The following is a 15,092-nucleotide window of genomic DNA, read 5'->3' on the forward strand; positions in this document are numbered from 1 at the left end:
GTGGAAGCACTGCATCAGAAGATTCGCGAAGAAGGCATCGTGCTTTCCGATCAGGTTCTCAAAGTCGATGCGTTTCTCAACCACCAGATCGACCCTGCACTGATGCAGCTGATCGGTGACGAGTTCGCCCGTCTGTTCGCCGACGCGGGCGTGACCAAGATCGTCACCATCGAAGCCTCGGGCATTGCCCCGGCGGTGATGACTGGCCTGAAGCTGGGCGTGCCGGTGATCTTCGCGCGCAAGCACCAGTCGCTGACCCTGACCGAGAACCTGCTGACCGCCTCGGTGTACTCCTTTACCAAGCAGACCGAGAACACCGTTGCCATCTCGCCGCGCCACCTCAACAGCAGCGACCGCGTGCTGGTGATCGATGACTTCCTGGCCAACGGCAAGGCGTCGCAGGCACTGATCTCGATCATCAAGCAGGCCGGCGCCACCGTCGCCGGCCTGGGTATCGTGATCGAAAAGTCGTTCCAGGGCGGCCGTGCCGAGCTGGACAGCCAGGGCTACCGCGTTGAATCGCTGGCCCGGGTGAAGTCGCTGGAAGGTGGTGTGGTGACCTTCATCGAGTAAGGCCGCTACGCGATCTCTGTGGGAGCGGGTTTACCCGCGAATGCGATGGCACATTCCCTACCGCATTCGCGGGTAAACCCGCTCCCACAGGGGACCGATGCACCCAGGGATCTATTAGGTTGCCGCCAACCCCGCCAGCAACAAACGCTGGTACAGCTCTTCCTTCAGCCCCTGCGGCTGATCCAGCCCCATCCGCGCCAGATGCCGCTCATACCCCTCCGGCCCCGGCGCATCCAGCGCTGCCTTGCCCAGCTCCAGCACCTCGCTCAGCTTGAACTTGCCCTTCAACCAGTTCAGCGCCCGCAGCAAATCCCGCTCTTCGGCCGTAAAGTCCGTGCCCAGCGGATACTCCGGGAACAACTGCGAGTGACGCGCCCTGATCGCTTCCAGCCGCTGCGGTGTGTTGTCGGTAAAGCGCGCTTCCAGTTGAAAATCCCTGGCCAGTTTGCCGGCATCTTTCGCCTGCTCGATCAGCCCCTGCTGGAACCGCGAATCACACACCGCCAGCAACCGCGCAATCACCTCGCTGTCGGTCTGCCCGCGCAAATCAGCAATGCCGTACTCGGTCACCACGATATCGCGCAGGTGCCGGGGGATGGTGCAATGGCCATAGTTCCAGAACAGGTTCGAGGTCACCTCCCCGCCCGCCTCACGCCAGCTGCGCAGCAGCAGGATCGAGCGTCCGCCCTCCAGCGCATGGCCCTGTGCGACGAAGTTGTACTGCCCGCCCACGCCACTGAGTACCCGGCCATCCTCCAGCTGGTCGGCCACCCCGGCGCCGAGCAGGGTCATGCCGAACACGGTGTTGATGAAGCGCGCATCGCGGCGCTGGCGGCGTTTGAGTTCTTCCTGCCCATATAGCTCGTTGATGAAGCTGATACGCGTCATGGCAAACCGCGCGCGCTGCTCCAGCGGCATGTCGCGCAGGCGCTGGTAGAACGCCTGCGGGCCGAGGAAGAAGCCGCCATGCAACAACGCGCCCTCCTTATCCGCCGTGCGTCGCAACAGGCCTGCCTCGGCCAGCACCAGCAGGCCGTTGACGAACATCTCGCTGCAGCCATACAGGCCTTGAGCGAAGGTATCCAGGCCCCCTTCCCGCTCGATCAGCGCCCGCCAGGAGCCGACATCCAGCGCATTGAGCACCGCACGGTAGCCCGCGTTGTCGCCCTGGCGCGCCAGCAATGCCGCGGCGACCGCATCGCCCATGGCACCAATACCGATCTGCAGCGTACCGCCGTCACGCACCAGGCTGCTGGCGTGCAGGCCGATACAGTGGTCCTGGGTGTTGACCGGCATGTTTGGCGTGGAGAACAGGCGGCGCTGCTCAGCTTCGTCGAGCAGCAGGTCGAAGGAATCGATGGGCAGCTCGGCGTCGCCCGGCATGTAAGGCAGCTCGGCATGCACCTGGCCGAGCATGAGGATCGTTTCGCCAGCGGCGCGGCGCTTGGCGATCATCGGCAGCAGGTCGAGGGTGATATCCGGGTTGCAGGCGAGGCTCAGATGGACAGGCCGTTCTGGGGTAGCAGCCACCAGCTGGGCGATCAGGTTCAGGCCCTTGGCGTTGATGTCGCGCGCGGCATGGCTGTAGTTGCTGCTGATGTAGTCCTGCTGCGCCGGCGCGCTGTGCAGCAAGCTGCCTGGCTGCATGAAGAACTGCTCGACGCGGATGTTGCGAGGCAACGTGTCGTTGCGCAGATCAGCAAGGTAGGCGAGTTCTTCGTAGTCGGCGAAGACGCGCTCGACGAAGGGTTCGAGAAAGCGCCGTTGCAGGCCATCGCCCAGTGGCGGGCGGCCAAGGGACAAGGCCGTGTAGATGGTCAGCTGCCGCTCCGGTAGCTCGCGGACGCGGGCATAGAGCGCGTTGACGAAGGCGTTGGGCTTGCCCAGGCCCAGCGGCAGGCCCATGTGGATATGGGCTGGCAGGCGCGACAGGACTTGCTCGACAGCCTGGTCGATGGAGCAGAGGTGCATCGGGGCCTCCTGAGACATCCATGGGTTCAGGGGTTGGACATGGGCTTTGGTGGGTTGGTTGCCTGTACCGGCCCTTTCGCGGCTGAAGCCGCTCCCACAGTTACAGCACAAGATTCAAGAACTGCGAGATTCCTGTGGGAGCGGCTTCAGCCGCGAAAGGGCCGGTACAGGCACCACAAAAACAAAGCCCGCCATCAATGGCGGGCCTCATGCAATTCAGCTGTTTCTCACAGCCCGGACATCTTCTTGATTGCCCCTTTCAGGTCGTCATCCGAGCAGTCCGCGCAGGTGCCTTTGGGTGGCATGGCGTTGATGCCGGTAATGGCCTTGGCCAGGATGCCATCCAGGCCGCCCTGGTGGTCGGCGCGTTCCTTCCACGCCGCAGTATCGCCAATCTTCGGCGCGCCGAGCAGGCCGGAGCCATGGCAGGCATTGCAGTGCTTGGCGATGATCTCGTCCGGCGTCTTGGCACCACCGCCACCTGCGGCGGCGGCCACTTCCATGCCCTTGCACTCCTGGCCCTGGACACACACCTGGCCAACCGGCTCCAGGCGCTTGGCGATGTCATCATTGGTCGCAGCGGTTGCGCTCATTGCCCAGAGGGCGAATACGGCTGCTGGTACGGCCAGCATCTTCTTGATTTGGTTCACGCGAACACCCTCATGGTGGCTAATCACGCTCGCGGCCACGGATCGGCGAGCGTTGAAAAGTATAGCGGGAACCCAGAGGCCGTGAAACGACCCCACACAGGAAAGGGGTATTGCCGAATCAATGCACTGCGCTGGATCAAAAGTTTGAAGGTGTCGCCGCACTGATCAAGCGCGCCGGCCGGTCGAACGGGTTACGAAAACGGTGCGGGCGGGTGCTTTCGAAGTAGTAACTGTCACCCTCTTCAAGGATGAATATCTCGTTGCCGACCACCAGCTCCAGGCGGCCTTCGAGCAGGATGCCGGTTTCTTCGCCGTCATGGGTAAGCATTTCGGCCCCCGTGTCGGCACCCGGTGGATATACCTCGGTGAGGAAGGCGATAGCACGGTTGGGGTGCGACTTGCCGACCAGCTTCATGGTCACGGCACCGTCGGAGATATCGATCAGCTCATGGGCCTTGTAGACGATCTGCGTGGGGCTTTCAGGTTCCAGTTCGACCGAGAAGAACTCGACCATGGACATGGGAATGCCGCTCAGTACCTTGCGCAGCGAGCTGATCGACGGGCTCACGCTGTTCTTCTCGATCATCGAGATGGTGCTGTTGGTCACGCCGGCACGCTTGGCGAGTTCGCGCTGGGACAGGCCCTTGAGCTTGCGGATGGCTTGCAGTCGTTCGCCGACGTCCAAAGCTGGAGCCTCCTGAAACGGTGGAAAGGGGGGTGGATGTGAACGATATCATGGCAATGCCGTTCAGTATTTACAACACACCGCCCCTCAACCTGTCCGCTTCAGCGTGTCATTCGCCGATGTAGTCCCGCGGTACCCGCTTCAGGTTGCAGAAAATCTGGTACGGAATGGCACCCGCGTGTGCGGCCACTTCACTGGCAAGAACATGCTTGCCCCACAATTCGACCGGGCTGCCGACGGTGGCTTCCGGCACATCGGTCAGGTCGATGCTGAGCATGTCCATCGATACCCGGCCAATCAGTTGGGTGCGCTTGCCAGCGACCAGCACCGGGGTACCGTTGGGCGCCTGGCGCGGGTAGCCATCGGCGTAGCCCATGGCAACGACGCCTACACGGGTTGGCCGTGGGCTGACGAACTTGGCGCCATAGCCCACCGGCTCGCCGGCAGGCAGCTCGCGCACGCTGATCACCCGCGATTGCAGGGTCATCACCGGCTGCAGGCGCTCGGCCTCGGCCTGGGCCACCTCGAACGGCGTGGCACCGTACAGCATCAGGCCCGGGCGCACCCAGTCGCTGGGGGCCTGCGGCCAGCCCAGCACACCGGGGGAGTTGCGCAGGCTGCATTCGGCGGCCAGGCCCTGGCGGGCAGCCTCGAACACGGCGATCTGCTGGGCGGTGGCGTCGGCATCCAGTTCGTCGGCGCGAGCGAAGTGGCTCATCAGCACGATGCGCGCGACCTTGCCGCTGGCCAGCAGGCGCTGGTAGGCCTCGTGGTAGTCCTTGGGGTGCAGGCCGACGCGGTGCATGCCGCTGTCGAGCTTGAGCCAGACGGTGAGCGGCTTGTGCAGCTGGGTCTTTTCGATCGCTTCCAGCTGCCACAGCGAGTGAACCACGCACCACAGGCCGTGCTCGGTGATCAGGGCCAGTTCGCTGGCTTCGAAGAAGCCCTCCAGCAGCAGCACCGGGGCCTTGATGCCGGCAGCGCGCAGCTCCAGCGCTTCTTCGATGCAGGCCACGGCAAAGCCGTCGGCTTCGGCTTCCAGGGCCAGGGCACAGCGCACGGCGCCGTGGCCGTAGGCGTCGGCCTTGATCACGGCCAGGGCTTTGGCACCGGTCAGTTCACGGGCCAGACGGTAGTTGTGGCGCAGGGCCTGGAGGTCGATCAGGGCGCGGGCGGGACGCATGGCGGCTGCCTTATGGTGGTTCGGGTTGAAATCGGTGTTGGGTTCTTCGCGGCTGAAGCCGCTCCCACAGGGGACCACAAAATGTCCGGGAACATACGATCCCTGTGGGAGCGGCTTTAGCCGCGAATAGGCCGGTACAGGCTATTACTGCTGGTGAGCCGGCGCAGTCTGCCCGTGCTTGGCCACTTCCGGGCTATTGCCATAACGGGAAATGTCCAGGCCTTCGGCACTGATCTGCGGCTTTTTGCGCGCAATCAGGTCGGCCAGCAGGCGACCGGAGCCGCACGCCATGGTCCAGCCCAAGGTACCGTGGCCGGTGTTCAGGAACAGGTTGCGGAACGCCGTGGCACCGACGATCGGCGTGCCATCCGGGGTCGCCGGGCGCAAGCCGGTCCAGAAGCTGGCCTGGCTCAGATCACCGCCGCGAGGATAAAGGTCGTTGACGATCATCTCCAGCGTTTCGCGCCGACGCGGGTTCAGCGACAAGTCAAAACCGGCGATTTCAGCCATGCCGCCGACGCGGATACGGTTGTCGAAACGGGTGATGGCAACCTTGTAGGTCTCGTCGAGAATGGTCGAGGTCGGGGCCATGTCGGCGTTGGTGATCGGCACGGTCAGCGAGTAGCCCTTCAGCGGGTACACCGGGGCCTTGATGCCCAGCGGCTTGAGCATCTGCGGCGAATAGCTGCCCAGCGCCAGCACGTAACGGTCGGCGGTTTCCAGCTTGCCGTCGATCCATACGCCATTGATGCGGTCACCCGCGAAGTCCAGGCGCTGGATGTCCTGGCCGAAGCGGAACTCCACGCCCAGCTTCACGGCCATTTCGGCAAGCTTGGTAGTGAACAACTGGCAATCGCCGGTCTGGTCGTTGGGCAGGCGCAGGGCGCCGGCCAGGATGTCCTTCACGCCAGCCAGGGCCGGTTCGACGCGGGCAATGCCATCGCGGTCGAGCAGCTCGTAAGGCACGCCGGACTGTTCGAGCACGGCAATGTCCTTCGCCGCGGCATCCACCTGGGCCTGGGTACGGAACAGCTGGGTGGTGCCCAGGCTGCGGTTTTCGTAGGCGAGACCGGTTTCGGCGCGCAGTTCGTCGAGGCAGTCACGGCTGTACTCGGACAGGCGCACCATGCGTTCCTTGTTCACCGCGTAACGGCTGGCGGTGCAGTTGCGCAGCATCTGTGCCATCCACAGGTACTGGTCGACGTCGCCGGTGAGCTTGATGGCCAGGGGCGCGTGACGCTCCAGCAGCCACTTGATGGCCTTCAGCGGCACGCCTGGGGCGGCCCAGGGCGAGGCATAGCCGGGCGAGATCTGGCCGGCGTTGGCAAAGCTGGTTTCCATGGCCACCGCCGGTTGGCGATCGACCACCGTTACTTCGAAACCTTGCCGGGCCAGATAGTAGGCACTGGCGGTTCCGATCACACCGCTACCAAGCACCAGAACTCGCATCGTTTTATCCCTCGCACGCGGCGCGCCGCAGTCTTTTATTGAAATGGCATGAATGCGCGCAGTATAGGAATTTGAAGGCAGTGCAATTCACTATATAAAAGCCTATTATTGGCGAGAATTCTCGGCAAAATCGCCTTTCACGGAGGGGCATCCCCTATGAGAACCCAGCACCAGAGCAAGCGTGAACTGGACAAGATCGACCGTAACATCCTGCGTATCCTGCAGAACGACGGGCGTATTTCCTTCACCGAACTGGGCGAGAAAGTCGGGCTTTCCACCACCCCTTGCACCGAGCGGGTCCGCCGCCTGGAGCGCGAGGGCATCATCATGGGCTACAACGCCCGCCTGAACCCGCAGCACCTCAAGGGCAGCCTGCTGGTGTTCGTGGAAATCAGCCTGGACTACAAATCGGGCGACACCTTCGAGGAGTTCCGCCGCGCGGTGCTGAAACTGCCTCACGTGCTGGAATGCCACCTGGTTTCAGGCGACTTCGACTACCTGGTGAAGGCGCGCATTTCCGAGATGGCCTCGTACCGCAAGCTGCTCGGCGACATCCTGCTGAAGCTGCCGCACGTGCGCGAATCGAAGAGCTACATCGTGATGGAAGAGGTGAAGGAAAGCCTTTGCCTGCCGATCCCGGACTGAAGTCAGACCAGCACCTGGCGGGTGGTGGCAATGAACTGGTGGACCAGCTGCTCGGCAGCAGGCTCGATCATCTGTTGAGGGCCACGACCACGCGGGCAGGCCAGGCGCGGCGTGGTGCCGAACAGGCGGCAGATCATCGGGCGCTCCTCATACACCGTGCAGCCGTTGGGGCCCAGGTGCACGCAGTCCAGGCGCTCCAGCGCGGCATCCTGCTCGGCCTGGGACTTGCGCGGCAGGCGGGCCATTTCTTCCGCCGAAGTGGTGACCGGGCCGCAGCAGTCGTGGCAGCCGGGTTCGCACTCGAAGGAAGGGATGAGTTCGCGCAGGAAGTGGATCTTGTGGCGGTTGCAGGACATGGCTGGGTACAAAGCTAAATAGATAAGTTCGATTATAGGCCCATTCGCGGGTAAACCCGCTCCCACAGGATTGTGGATGCATCAGGCATTGCGCTGTCCCTGTGGGAGCGGGTTTACCCGCGAACGAGGGCGCAGCCCTCGCCTTGTTGCCCACCACCCTACCCCGGCTTATCCTCCTCCCTCTCAGCCCACCAGCCTCAGGACCTGCCCAATGATCCACAGCGCGCAGCACGCCGCCTCCTATTACGCCGCCAGCAGCGCGCCACACCCCGACCACTCCTTCCTGCAAGGCGAGCACAGCGCCGACGTGTGTATCGTCGGCGGCGGCTACTCGGGCCTGAACACCGCCATCGAACTGGCCGAACGCGGCTTCTCGGTCATCCTGCTGGAAGCGCGCAAGCTCGGTTGGGGCGCCAGCGGGCGCAATGGCGGCCAGCTGATCCGCGGCGTTGGCCATGGCCTGGAGCAGTTCCTGCCGGTCATCGGTGAGGACGGCGTGCGCAGCATGAAGCTGATGGGCCTGGAAGCCGTGCAGATTGTCCGCGAGCGGGTCGAAAGGCATGCCATCGCCTGCGACCTGACCTGGGGTTACTGCGACCTGGCCAACAAACCCGCCGAACTGCTGGGCTTTGCGGAGGATGCCGAAGAACTGCGCGGCCTCGGCTACGCACATGAGCTGCGCCTGGTCGGCAAGGACGATATCCACAGCGTGGTCGGTGCCGACTGCTATGTCGGCGGGCTGGTCGACATGGGCTCCGGGCACCTGCACCCGCTCAACCTGGCCCTGGGCGAGGCTGCCGTGGCCAGCCGCCTGGGCGTGAAGCTGTTCGAGCAGTCCGAGGTCACACGCATCGACTACGGCCCGGAAGTACAGGTACACACCGCCCAGGGCCGGGTACGCGCCAAGACTCTGGTGCTGTGCTGCAACGCCTACCACAACGACCTCAACCGCGAGCTGGGCGGCAAGGTGCTGCCAGCCGGCAGCTACATCATCGCCACCGAGCCGCTGGGCGAGGAACGCGCCCGCGCGCTGCTACCGCAGAACATGGCAGTGTGTGACCAGCGTGTCGCACTGGATTACTACCGCCTCTCTGCCGACAACCGCCTGCTGTTCGGCGGTGCCTGCCATTACTCGGGCCGCGATCCGAAGGACATTGCCGCCTACATGCGGCCGAAGATGCTCAAGGTGTTCCCGCAGCTGGCCGACGTACGCATCGACTACCAGTGGGGCGGCATGATCGGCATCGGCGCCAACCGCCTGCCGCAGGTCGGCCGCCTGGCCAGCCAGCCGAACGTGTATTACGCCCAGGCCTACTCCGGCCATGGGCTCAACGCCACCCACTTGGCCGCGCGCCTGCTCGGCGAAGCCATCAGCGGCCAGGAGAGCGGGCGGTTCGACCTGTTCGCCAAGGTGCCGCACATCACCTTCCCCGGCGGCAAGCACCTGCGCTCGCCGCTGCTGGCGTTGGGGATGTTGTGGCATCGCCTGAAAGAGCTGATCTGAAAGCTGCGCGGCCCCTGTAGTAGCGGCCTTGTGTCGCGAAAGGGGTGCGTAGCACCCCCAGGTTTCAGCTTCGCCGCAAATATCGCTGGGGCCGCTCTGCGGCCCTATCGCGACACAAGGCCGCTCCTTGTATGTTGTGTCTGGCCTAGCGGGAGAGGTTATTCTCGTCGGGCTGAAGAAGCACTTCCGGGGAGGCCGATCGCTCCTGAAGGCAGGCATTGCCCCTGACCTTGTATGTAGAGAGGCCCCCCGCCTCATTGCCCACTGCGAAGAGTATCGAGAAGCCGACAAGTCGGACTTCGCATTACAAGGTTGCAGCAGCATGAAGTTCGAGGTCGGGGAACCGGAGGCCATTGTTACCTAACTCGCTTGGAGAGGGAAGAAATGAGTGTCTGGGTTGGCGTCGATATCGGCTCACGTACTTCGGTCGTTGGGGTGCGTAAAGATGGGCGTCCGGCCGGACAGTGGGATATCGCTCAAACCCCTGCAGGCCGTAAGGCTGCGGTGAAAAAGCTGCTGGCACTCAAACCCAAGTCGATCGTGATGGAGGCGACCGGAATCTATTACCTGGACTTGGCCCTTGAGCTACATGCGGCTGACCTCCCTGTATCCGTGATCAACCCCAAGAGCTTCCACAATTTCGCCAAACTAATGCTGGTGAACAGCAAGACCGATGCAATAGATGCTCAACTGCTGTCCGAGTACGGCGAGCGTATGACACCGCGCTTGTGGACACCTCCAAGCCTTGTGCAGCTTGAGCTGAGGGCTCTGGGGCGACACATCAATCGTTTGGTGGGGCATCGTACAAGGGCGAAGAACGAACTGCATGCATTGCAGGCGACCGCTACAACCGTGTCGATGCTGATCGAGGATCAGGAGGAAGCGATTGCTTCACTGGATAATCGAATTGAGCGCTTTCGTAAGGCGGGCCGCGAGCTGGTCGCCCAGTGTCCGACGCTTACTCGGCAGTACAAGCAGCTGCTCGCAGGGCCTGGGATGGGAGAAGTCTCGGCACTTGCGGCATTGGCTGAACTGACCATCCTTCCTCAAATACTCAAGTCCTCGCAGGTAGCTCGCCACGCGGGTCTCGATGTTCGACAGACCCAATCGGGAACGAGCATTGATAAGCCCGGCAGACTCGGCAAAAGTGGGAATGCTTATCTACGGGCAGCCATGTACATGCCTGCCTTGACCGCAGTGCGCTGCGACCCTTATGCGAAGGCTTTTTACGAGTCGTTGGTCAACAGGGGCAAGAAGAAAATGCAGGCTATCGCTGCTGTCATGCGCAAGTACCTGACAGGCATCTGGGCATGCATGCGCGGGGATGAGCCATTTGATACGGCCAAGCTTTTCAGCTCTGAACACCTCAGAAAAGCTTGACCGCCAACAGAGTATCTACATCGACCGCGCGACATCTGTATGGTCAGTCCTTCCAGAAGGGCTTTCGCCCCTCGCTTCGGGCCTGCTCCCAGCTCAGCCCGACATCGCGCAACTCATCGTCAGTCAGCTGCAGCAGCGCCCTGCGGGTGTGCCAGCGATGCAGCATCAGCCCCCAACGCCCCAACCCTTCCGGCGCGTTGAACACCTTGGCCTGCTGCCCGGCTTCCAGTTCCCTGGCCAACAGTTGCAAGCGCACATCGCTCATGCCACCCATCGCTGCATTCTCCATTCGATTGATACCGTGGAGAAAGCATGCGCGTCGACAGCATCGGCAATACAGATCCAATACAGTCTTATTATTCCCATACAGAATTGGCCGCAGACAGACTGAATGCTGTATTTTCCAAGCAACTGTACCGGTCGCTACCCTATTGCAGGGCAGGAGTATGCCGTGACCCTTTACCTGAACCTCGCCGAGTTGCTTGGTGCCCGCATCGAGCAGGGCCTCTATCGCCCCGGCCAGCGCCTGCCGTCAGTGCGCGCCCTGAGTGTGGAGCACGGGGTCAGCCTGAGCACCGTGCAACAGGCCTACCGCATGCTGGAAGACAGCGGCATGGTCTCGCCCCGACCCAAGTCCGGTTACTTCGTCAGCGACCACCGCCAGCTGCCGGCACTGCCCGCTGTCAGCCGCCCGGCCCAACGCCCGGTGGACATCTCGCAGTGGGAACAGGTGCTGGAACTGATACGCAGCACCCCGCGCCAGAATGTGGTGCAGCTCGGCCGTGGCATGCCCGACATTGACAGCCCCACCCTCAAGCCACTGCTGCGCAGCCTCGCCCAGCTGAGCCGGCGGCAAGACATGCCTGGCCTGTACTACGACAACATCCACGGCAACCTGGCCCTGCGCGAACAGGTGGCCCGGCTGATGCTTGACTCCGGCTGCCGCCTGAGCCCGGCCGACCTGGTAATTACCACCGGCTGCCATGAGGCACTGTCATGCAGCATCCGCGCCGTGTGCGAGCCGGGCGATATCGTCGCGGTCGATTCCCCAAGCTTCCACGGCGCCATGCAGACCCTGAAGGGCCTGGGCATGAAAGCCTTGGAAATCCCCACCGACCCGGTCACCGGCATCAGCCTGGAAGCGCTTGAGCTGGCCCTGGAACAGTGGCCGATCAAGCTCATCCAGATCACCCCCAGCTGCAACAACCCGCTCGGCTACATCATGCCCGAGGCCCGCAAGAAGGCGCTGCTGGGCCTGGCTCAACGCTACGACGTGGCCATCCTGGAAGACGATGTTTATGGCGACCTTGCCTATACCTACCCGCGCCCGCGCACACTCAAGTCATTCGACGACGATGGTCGTGTGCTGCTTTGCAGCTCGTTCTCCAAGACCCTCGCCCCCGGCCTGCGGATAGGCTGGGTAGCGCCCGGGCGCTACCTGGAGCGGGTGCTGCACATGAAATACATCAGTACCGGCAGCACGGCCAGCCAGCCCCAGCTGGCCATCGCCGACTTCATCGCTGGCGGGCACTACCAGCCCCACGTACGGCGCATGCGCAGCCAGTACCAGCGTGGTCGCGACCTGATGAGCGCCTGGGTGACCCGCTACTTCCCGGCGGGCACCCGGGTCAGCCGGCCCCAGGGCGGCTTCATGCTGTGGGTGGAGTTGCCTGAACATTTCGATACGCTGCGGCTGAACCGCGCTTTACTGGAAGAGGGCGTGCAGGTTGCCGTGGGCAGCATCTTTTCGGCCTCGGGCAAATTCCGCCACTGCCTGCGCATGAACTTCGCCGCGCGGCCAACGCCGCAGATCGAAGCTGCCGTGCGCAAGGTGGGTGAAACCGCCCTTCGTCTACTGGATGAAGAAAACGCCGGCGCGTAACTTTGCGCCGCCCATCACGGTCCAATCCTTCAAGCCTTCGTTGCACAGGACGATCTACCCTTGAGACTCCAGCGAGCCCTGCCTCTGCTGCTGGTGCTGCTGCTTGGCCTTGCCGGCTGTGCCAGCGTCGGCACGCCCCGCGAGACCAGCCAGGCGCTACCCGCCAACGACTCGGCCTTCGGCCGCTCGGTGCTGCGCCAGGCCGCGCCCTACGACGGCCGCTCGGGCTTTCGCCTGTTGCCCAACAGCAACGAGGCGTTCCGCGCCCGCGCCGAACTGATCCGCAACGCCCAGGCGAGCATCGACCTGCAGTACTACATCGTCCACGATGGCCTCAGCACCCGTGCCCTGGTGCATGAGCTGCTGCGCGCCGCCGACCGCGGCGTGCGCGTGCGCATCCTGCTCGACGACACTACCAGCGATGGCCTGGACGTCATCATGGGCACCCTCGATGCCCACCCGAACATCCACATCCGCGTGTTCAACCCGCTGCACCTGGGCCGCAGCACCGGCGTGACACGCGCCGTGGGCCGCCTGTTCAACCTGTCGCGCCAGCATCGGCGCATGCACAACAAGCTGTTCCTGGTGGACAACAGCATGGCCATCGTCGGCGGGCGCAACCTGGGCGACGAGTATTTCGATGCCGAACCCAACCTGAACTTCACCGACATCGACCTGCTAGGAGTAGGCCCGATAGCCGAACAGTTGGGGCACAGCTTCGACCAGTACTGGAATAGCGCCCTCAGCCGACCGATCACCGACTTCCTCTGGCACGACCCGGATGCCAGCGACCTGCGCGCCAGCCGCCACCGCCTGGAAGTGTCGCTGGCCGAAGCCAGGACCCAGCGCAAAGCCCTGTATGATCGCCTGATGGCCTACCAGTCGCAGCCGCGCCTGGATGTGTGGCGCAACGAGCTGATCTGGGCCCATGCCCAGGCGCTGTGGGATGCGCCGAGCAAAGTACTGGCCAATGACGAACCGGACCCGCAATTGCTGCTGAGCCAGCAACTGGCGCCGGACCTGGCCAGCGTGCAGCGCGAGCTGATCCTGATGTCGGCCTACTTCGTGCCGCGCGAGCCGGGCTTGCTGTACCTGACCGGCCGCGCCGATGCCGGCACTTCGGTGAAGCTGCTGACCAACTCGCTCGAGGCCACCGACGTGCCGGCCGTGCATGGCGGCTATGCGCCCTATCGCCGGGCCTTGCTCGAGCACGGCGTGCAGCTGTACGAGCTTCGCCGCCAGCCAGGCGACCCCAGCGCCGGGCGCTTGAGTTATCACGGCAGCTCGGATTCGAGCCTGCATACCAAGGCGATCGTGTTCGACCGGCGCAAGACATTCATCGGCTCATTCAACTTCGATCCGCGTTCGGTGCTGTGGAATACCGAGGTAGGCGTACTGGTGGATAGCCCGGAGCTGGCTGAATACACCCGCGAGCTGGCCCAGCAGGGTATGGCGCCTGCATTGAGCTATCAGGTGAAGCTGGTGGGTGACCAGATGGTGTGGGCGACCGAGGACAATGGCCACCAGCACATGCTGACCGCCGAGCCTGGTGGGATATGGCGACGGTTCAATGCCTGGATCAGCAAGGCGGTCGGCTTGGAAAAGATGTTGTAGCTACAGGCCTCACAATCCATCAGGCAGACACCGGCTCGAAGGCCCCACGCCGCCGGGTCAACACCACCAACCCCGCCGCGCCCACCGCCATCAGCAACGGCAACGCATGCCCGCTGATCCATTGGCTGCCTGCCCCCGCCAGCAATGGCCCGAGCAAGCAGCCAATACCCCACAGCTGCGCCACATGAGCGTTGGCCCGCACCAGCGCATCATCCCGGTAGCGTTCGCCAATCAGCACCAGCGACAAGGTGAACAAGCCCCCCGCACTGGCCCCGAACAGCACCCATAGCGGCCAGATCGCTGGTGTATGCAGCAGCAGTGGAATCGCCAGGCTGGACACCAGCAGCGTTACCGCGCAGCCGGTGAACAGAGAACGTCGCGACATGTGGTCGGCCAGCGCCCCGATGGGCAGCTGCAGCACCGCATCGCCTACCACCACGGTACTGACCATGAACAGGGCGACTTCGGTGCTGAAGCCCTGCTGCAGGCAATACACCGGCAACAAGGTCAGGATCATCGCCTCGAACGAGGCGAACAGGGCAATGGCCCAGGCGATTACGGGCAAGCGCCGGCAGAAGGAGAACAGGTCGCCGAAGGTGACGCTGCAGGCCTCCGTGCTGGGTGCCCCGCCACGGCCGAGGAGAATCAGCGGTGCCACCAGCAACAAGCCGGTAGCGGCCCAGAAGCCGAAGTCATCATCCGAACCGAGAAAGCCCAGCACCAGCGGCCCGGCCAGCTGGCTGAGGGCATAGCTGCTGCCGTACAGCGCCACCAGGCGACCACGCCATTGCTCGACCACCAGCTGGTTGATCCAGCTTTCGCCGAGTATGAACACCACGGTCAGCGACATGCCGATCAGCAACCGTAGCAGCAACCACAATGGGTAGCTGGGCAGCAGTGCGACCAGGCCGATCGACAGCGCCCCGCCCCACAGGCACAGGCGCATGGCTGAGGGCACGCCAACCCAGCCGGCCAGGCGGCTGGCCAGGCTGGCACCTACCAGCACGCCCAGCGCCGGCATCGCGGCCATCACGCCGATGGCGAAGCTGCCGTAGCCCCAGGCCTCCAGGCGCAGGGATACCAGCGGCATGCTCACGCCGAGTGCCAGCCCGACGCTTAGCACCGATGCCAGTACGGCGAAGTAGGTACCCCAACGCATTGCAGCCTCCCAGGCCAAGAATTTTCCATGGCCATTCGCGG

Annotated in this window: 14 protein-coding genes; 6 read left to right on the top strand and 8 right to left on the bottom strand. The window is 63.6% G+C overall.

Going from position 1 to position 15,092, the window contains the following annotated elements; all coding sequences use genetic code 11:
• Window positions 1–573 (top strand): xanthine phosphoribosyltransferase, encoded by a 573-nt coding sequence (locus R9B85_RS11925; RefSeq protein ID WP_009683322.1) that lies wholly within the window; start codon window positions 1–3, stop codon window positions 571–573.
• A 114-nt stretch (window positions 574–687) separates the two neighbouring features.
• Here R9B85_RS11925 and R9B85_RS11930 read toward each other — a convergent pair whose 3' ends face one another.
• The 5 genes from R9B85_RS11930 to dadA all read right to left on the bottom strand — a co-directional run bounded on the left by R9B85_RS11930 (window position 688) and on the right by dadA (window position 6,550).
• Window positions 688–2,544 carry an acetyl-CoA hydrolase/transferase C-terminal domain-containing protein gene (locus tag R9B85_RS11930; RefSeq protein ID WP_375149973.1) on the bottom strand — a complete coding sequence of 619 codons (1,857 nt, stop codon included), beginning with the start codon at window positions 2,542–2,544 and terminating at the stop codon, window positions 688–690.
• A 227-nt stretch (window positions 2,545–2,771) separates the two neighbouring features.
• Window positions 2,772–3,176, bottom strand: coding sequence for a c-type cytochrome (locus R9B85_RS11935; RefSeq protein ID WP_038408395.1), 405 nt, complete (start codon window positions 3,174–3,176; stop codon window positions 2,772–2,774).
• 154 nt (window positions 3,177–3,330) lie between these two features.
• Window positions 3,331–3,879: a cupin domain-containing protein gene (locus R9B85_RS11940; RefSeq protein ID WP_013974777.1), complete on the bottom strand. Its 549-nt coding sequence runs from the start codon at window positions 3,877–3,879 to the stop codon at window positions 3,331–3,333.
• A gap of 109 nt (window positions 3,880–3,988) precedes the next feature.
• Complete coding sequence (gene alr, locus R9B85_RS11945; RefSeq protein WP_423771034.1) at window positions 3,989–5,062, bottom strand: alanine racemase; 1,074 nt, start codon at window positions 5,060–5,062, stop codon at window positions 3,989–3,991.
• A 144-nt stretch (window positions 5,063–5,206) separates the two neighbouring features.
• Window positions 5,207–6,550, bottom strand: coding sequence for a D-amino acid dehydrogenase (dadA, locus tag R9B85_RS11950; RefSeq protein ID WP_423771063.1), 1,344 nt, complete (start codon window positions 6,548–6,550; stop codon window positions 5,207–5,209).
• Between the two features lie 117 nt (window positions 6,551–6,667).
• On the opposite strand from dadA, the gene dadR reads away from it, so the two are divergent.
• Window positions 6,668–7,156 (top strand): transcriptional regulator DadR, encoded by a 489-nt coding sequence (dadR, locus tag R9B85_RS11955; RefSeq protein ID WP_003258963.1) that lies wholly within the window; start codon window positions 6,668–6,670, stop codon window positions 7,154–7,156.
• A gap of 2 nt (window positions 7,157–7,158) precedes the next feature.
• On the opposite strand, the gene R9B85_RS11960 is transcribed toward dadR, so the two are convergent.
• Window positions 7,159–7,512, bottom strand: a complete 354-nt coding sequence (locus tag R9B85_RS11960; RefSeq protein ID WP_112249920.1) for a YkgJ family cysteine cluster protein — start codon at window positions 7,510–7,512, stop codon at window positions 7,159–7,161.
• A gap of 211 nt (window positions 7,513–7,723) precedes the next feature.
• On the opposite strand from R9B85_RS11960, the gene R9B85_RS11965 reads away from it, so the two are divergent.
• Both R9B85_RS11965 and R9B85_RS11970 read left to right on the top strand, forming a co-directional pair.
• Window positions 7,724–9,016: an NAD(P)/FAD-dependent oxidoreductase gene (locus R9B85_RS11965; RefSeq protein ID WP_252379166.1), complete on the top strand. Its 1,293-nt coding sequence runs from the start codon at window positions 7,724–7,726 to the stop codon at window positions 9,014–9,016.
• Between the two features lie 384 nt (window positions 9,017–9,400).
• Entirely contained in the window at window positions 9,401–10,396 is a 996-nt protein-coding gene (locus R9B85_RS11970; protein WP_085627414.1) for an IS110 family transposase, read from the top strand.
• 43 nt (window positions 10,397–10,439) lie between these two features.
• Here R9B85_RS11970 and R9B85_RS11975 read toward each other — a convergent pair whose 3' ends face one another.
• Window positions 10,440–10,670 carry a DUF1127 domain-containing protein gene (locus tag R9B85_RS11975; protein WP_252379176.1) on the bottom strand — a complete coding sequence of 77 codons (231 nt, stop codon included), beginning with the start codon at window positions 10,668–10,670 and terminating at the stop codon, window positions 10,440–10,442.
• A 177-nt stretch (window positions 10,671–10,847) separates the two neighbouring features.
• Here R9B85_RS11975 and R9B85_RS11980 point away from each other — a divergent pair, with 177 nt between their 5' ends.
• Together R9B85_RS11980 and R9B85_RS11985 are read left to right on the top strand one after the other, a co-directional pair.
• The gene (locus R9B85_RS11980) at window positions 10,848–12,278 is read left to right on the top strand and encodes a PLP-dependent aminotransferase family protein (protein ID WP_181457286.1); all 1,431 of its coding nucleotides are present in this window, start codon (window positions 10,848–10,850) and stop codon (window positions 12,276–12,278) included.
• A 60-nt stretch (window positions 12,279–12,338) separates the two neighbouring features.
• A complete protein-coding gene (locus R9B85_RS11985) occupies window positions 12,339–13,892 on the top strand; it encodes a phospholipase D family protein (protein WP_112249407.1) in 1,554 nt (517 codons plus the stop codon).
• Between the two features lie 19 nt (window positions 13,893–13,911).
• On the opposite strand, the gene R9B85_RS11990 is transcribed toward R9B85_RS11985, so the two are convergent.
• Entirely contained in the window at window positions 13,912–15,051 is a 1,140-nt protein-coding gene (locus R9B85_RS11990) for an MFS transporter (protein ID WP_112249408.1), read from the bottom strand.
• Window positions 15,052–15,092: the final 41 nt, after the last annotated feature.

Origin of the sequence: Pseudomonas sp. NLJ1, assembly GCF_049486705.1 — a bacterium.
Classification (GTDB): Bacteria; Pseudomonadota; Gammaproteobacteria; order Pseudomonadales; family Pseudomonadaceae; genus Aquipseudomonas; species Aquipseudomonas inefficax.

Coding starts and splice junctions, on each gene's coding strand:
- R9B85_RS11930 (WP_375149973.1), bottom strand. CDS start 2,544: ATGCACCTCTGCTCCATCGACCAGGCTGTCGAGCAAGTCCTGTCGCGC.
- R9B85_RS11935 (WP_038408395.1), bottom strand. CDS start 3,176: ATGCTGGCCGTACCAGCAGCCGTATTCGCCCTCTGGGCAATGAGCGCA.
- alr (WP_423771034.1), bottom strand. CDS start 5,062: ATGCGTCCCGCCCGCGCCCTGATCGACCTCCAGGCCCTGCGCCACAAC.
- dadR (WP_003258963.1), top strand. CDS start 6,668: ATGAGAACCCAGCACCAGAGCAAGCGTGAACTGGACAAGATCGACCGT.
- R9B85_RS11960 (WP_112249920.1), bottom strand. CDS start 7,512: ATGTCCTGCAACCGCCACAAGATCCACTTCCTGCGCGAACTCATCCCT.
- R9B85_RS11965 (WP_252379166.1), top strand. CDS start 7,724: ATGATCCACAGCGCGCAGCACGCCGCCTCCTATTACGCCGCCAGCAGC.
- R9B85_RS11970 (WP_085627414.1), top strand. CDS start 9,401: ATGAGTGTCTGGGTTGGCGTCGATATCGGCTCACGTACTTCGGTCGTT.
- R9B85_RS11975 (WP_252379176.1), bottom strand. CDS start 10,670: ATGGGTGGCATGAGCGATGTGCGCTTGCAACTGTTGGCCAGGGAACTG.
- R9B85_RS11990 (WP_112249408.1), bottom strand. CDS start 15,051: ATGCGTTGGGGTACCTACTTCGCCGTACTGGCATCGGTGCTAAGCGTC.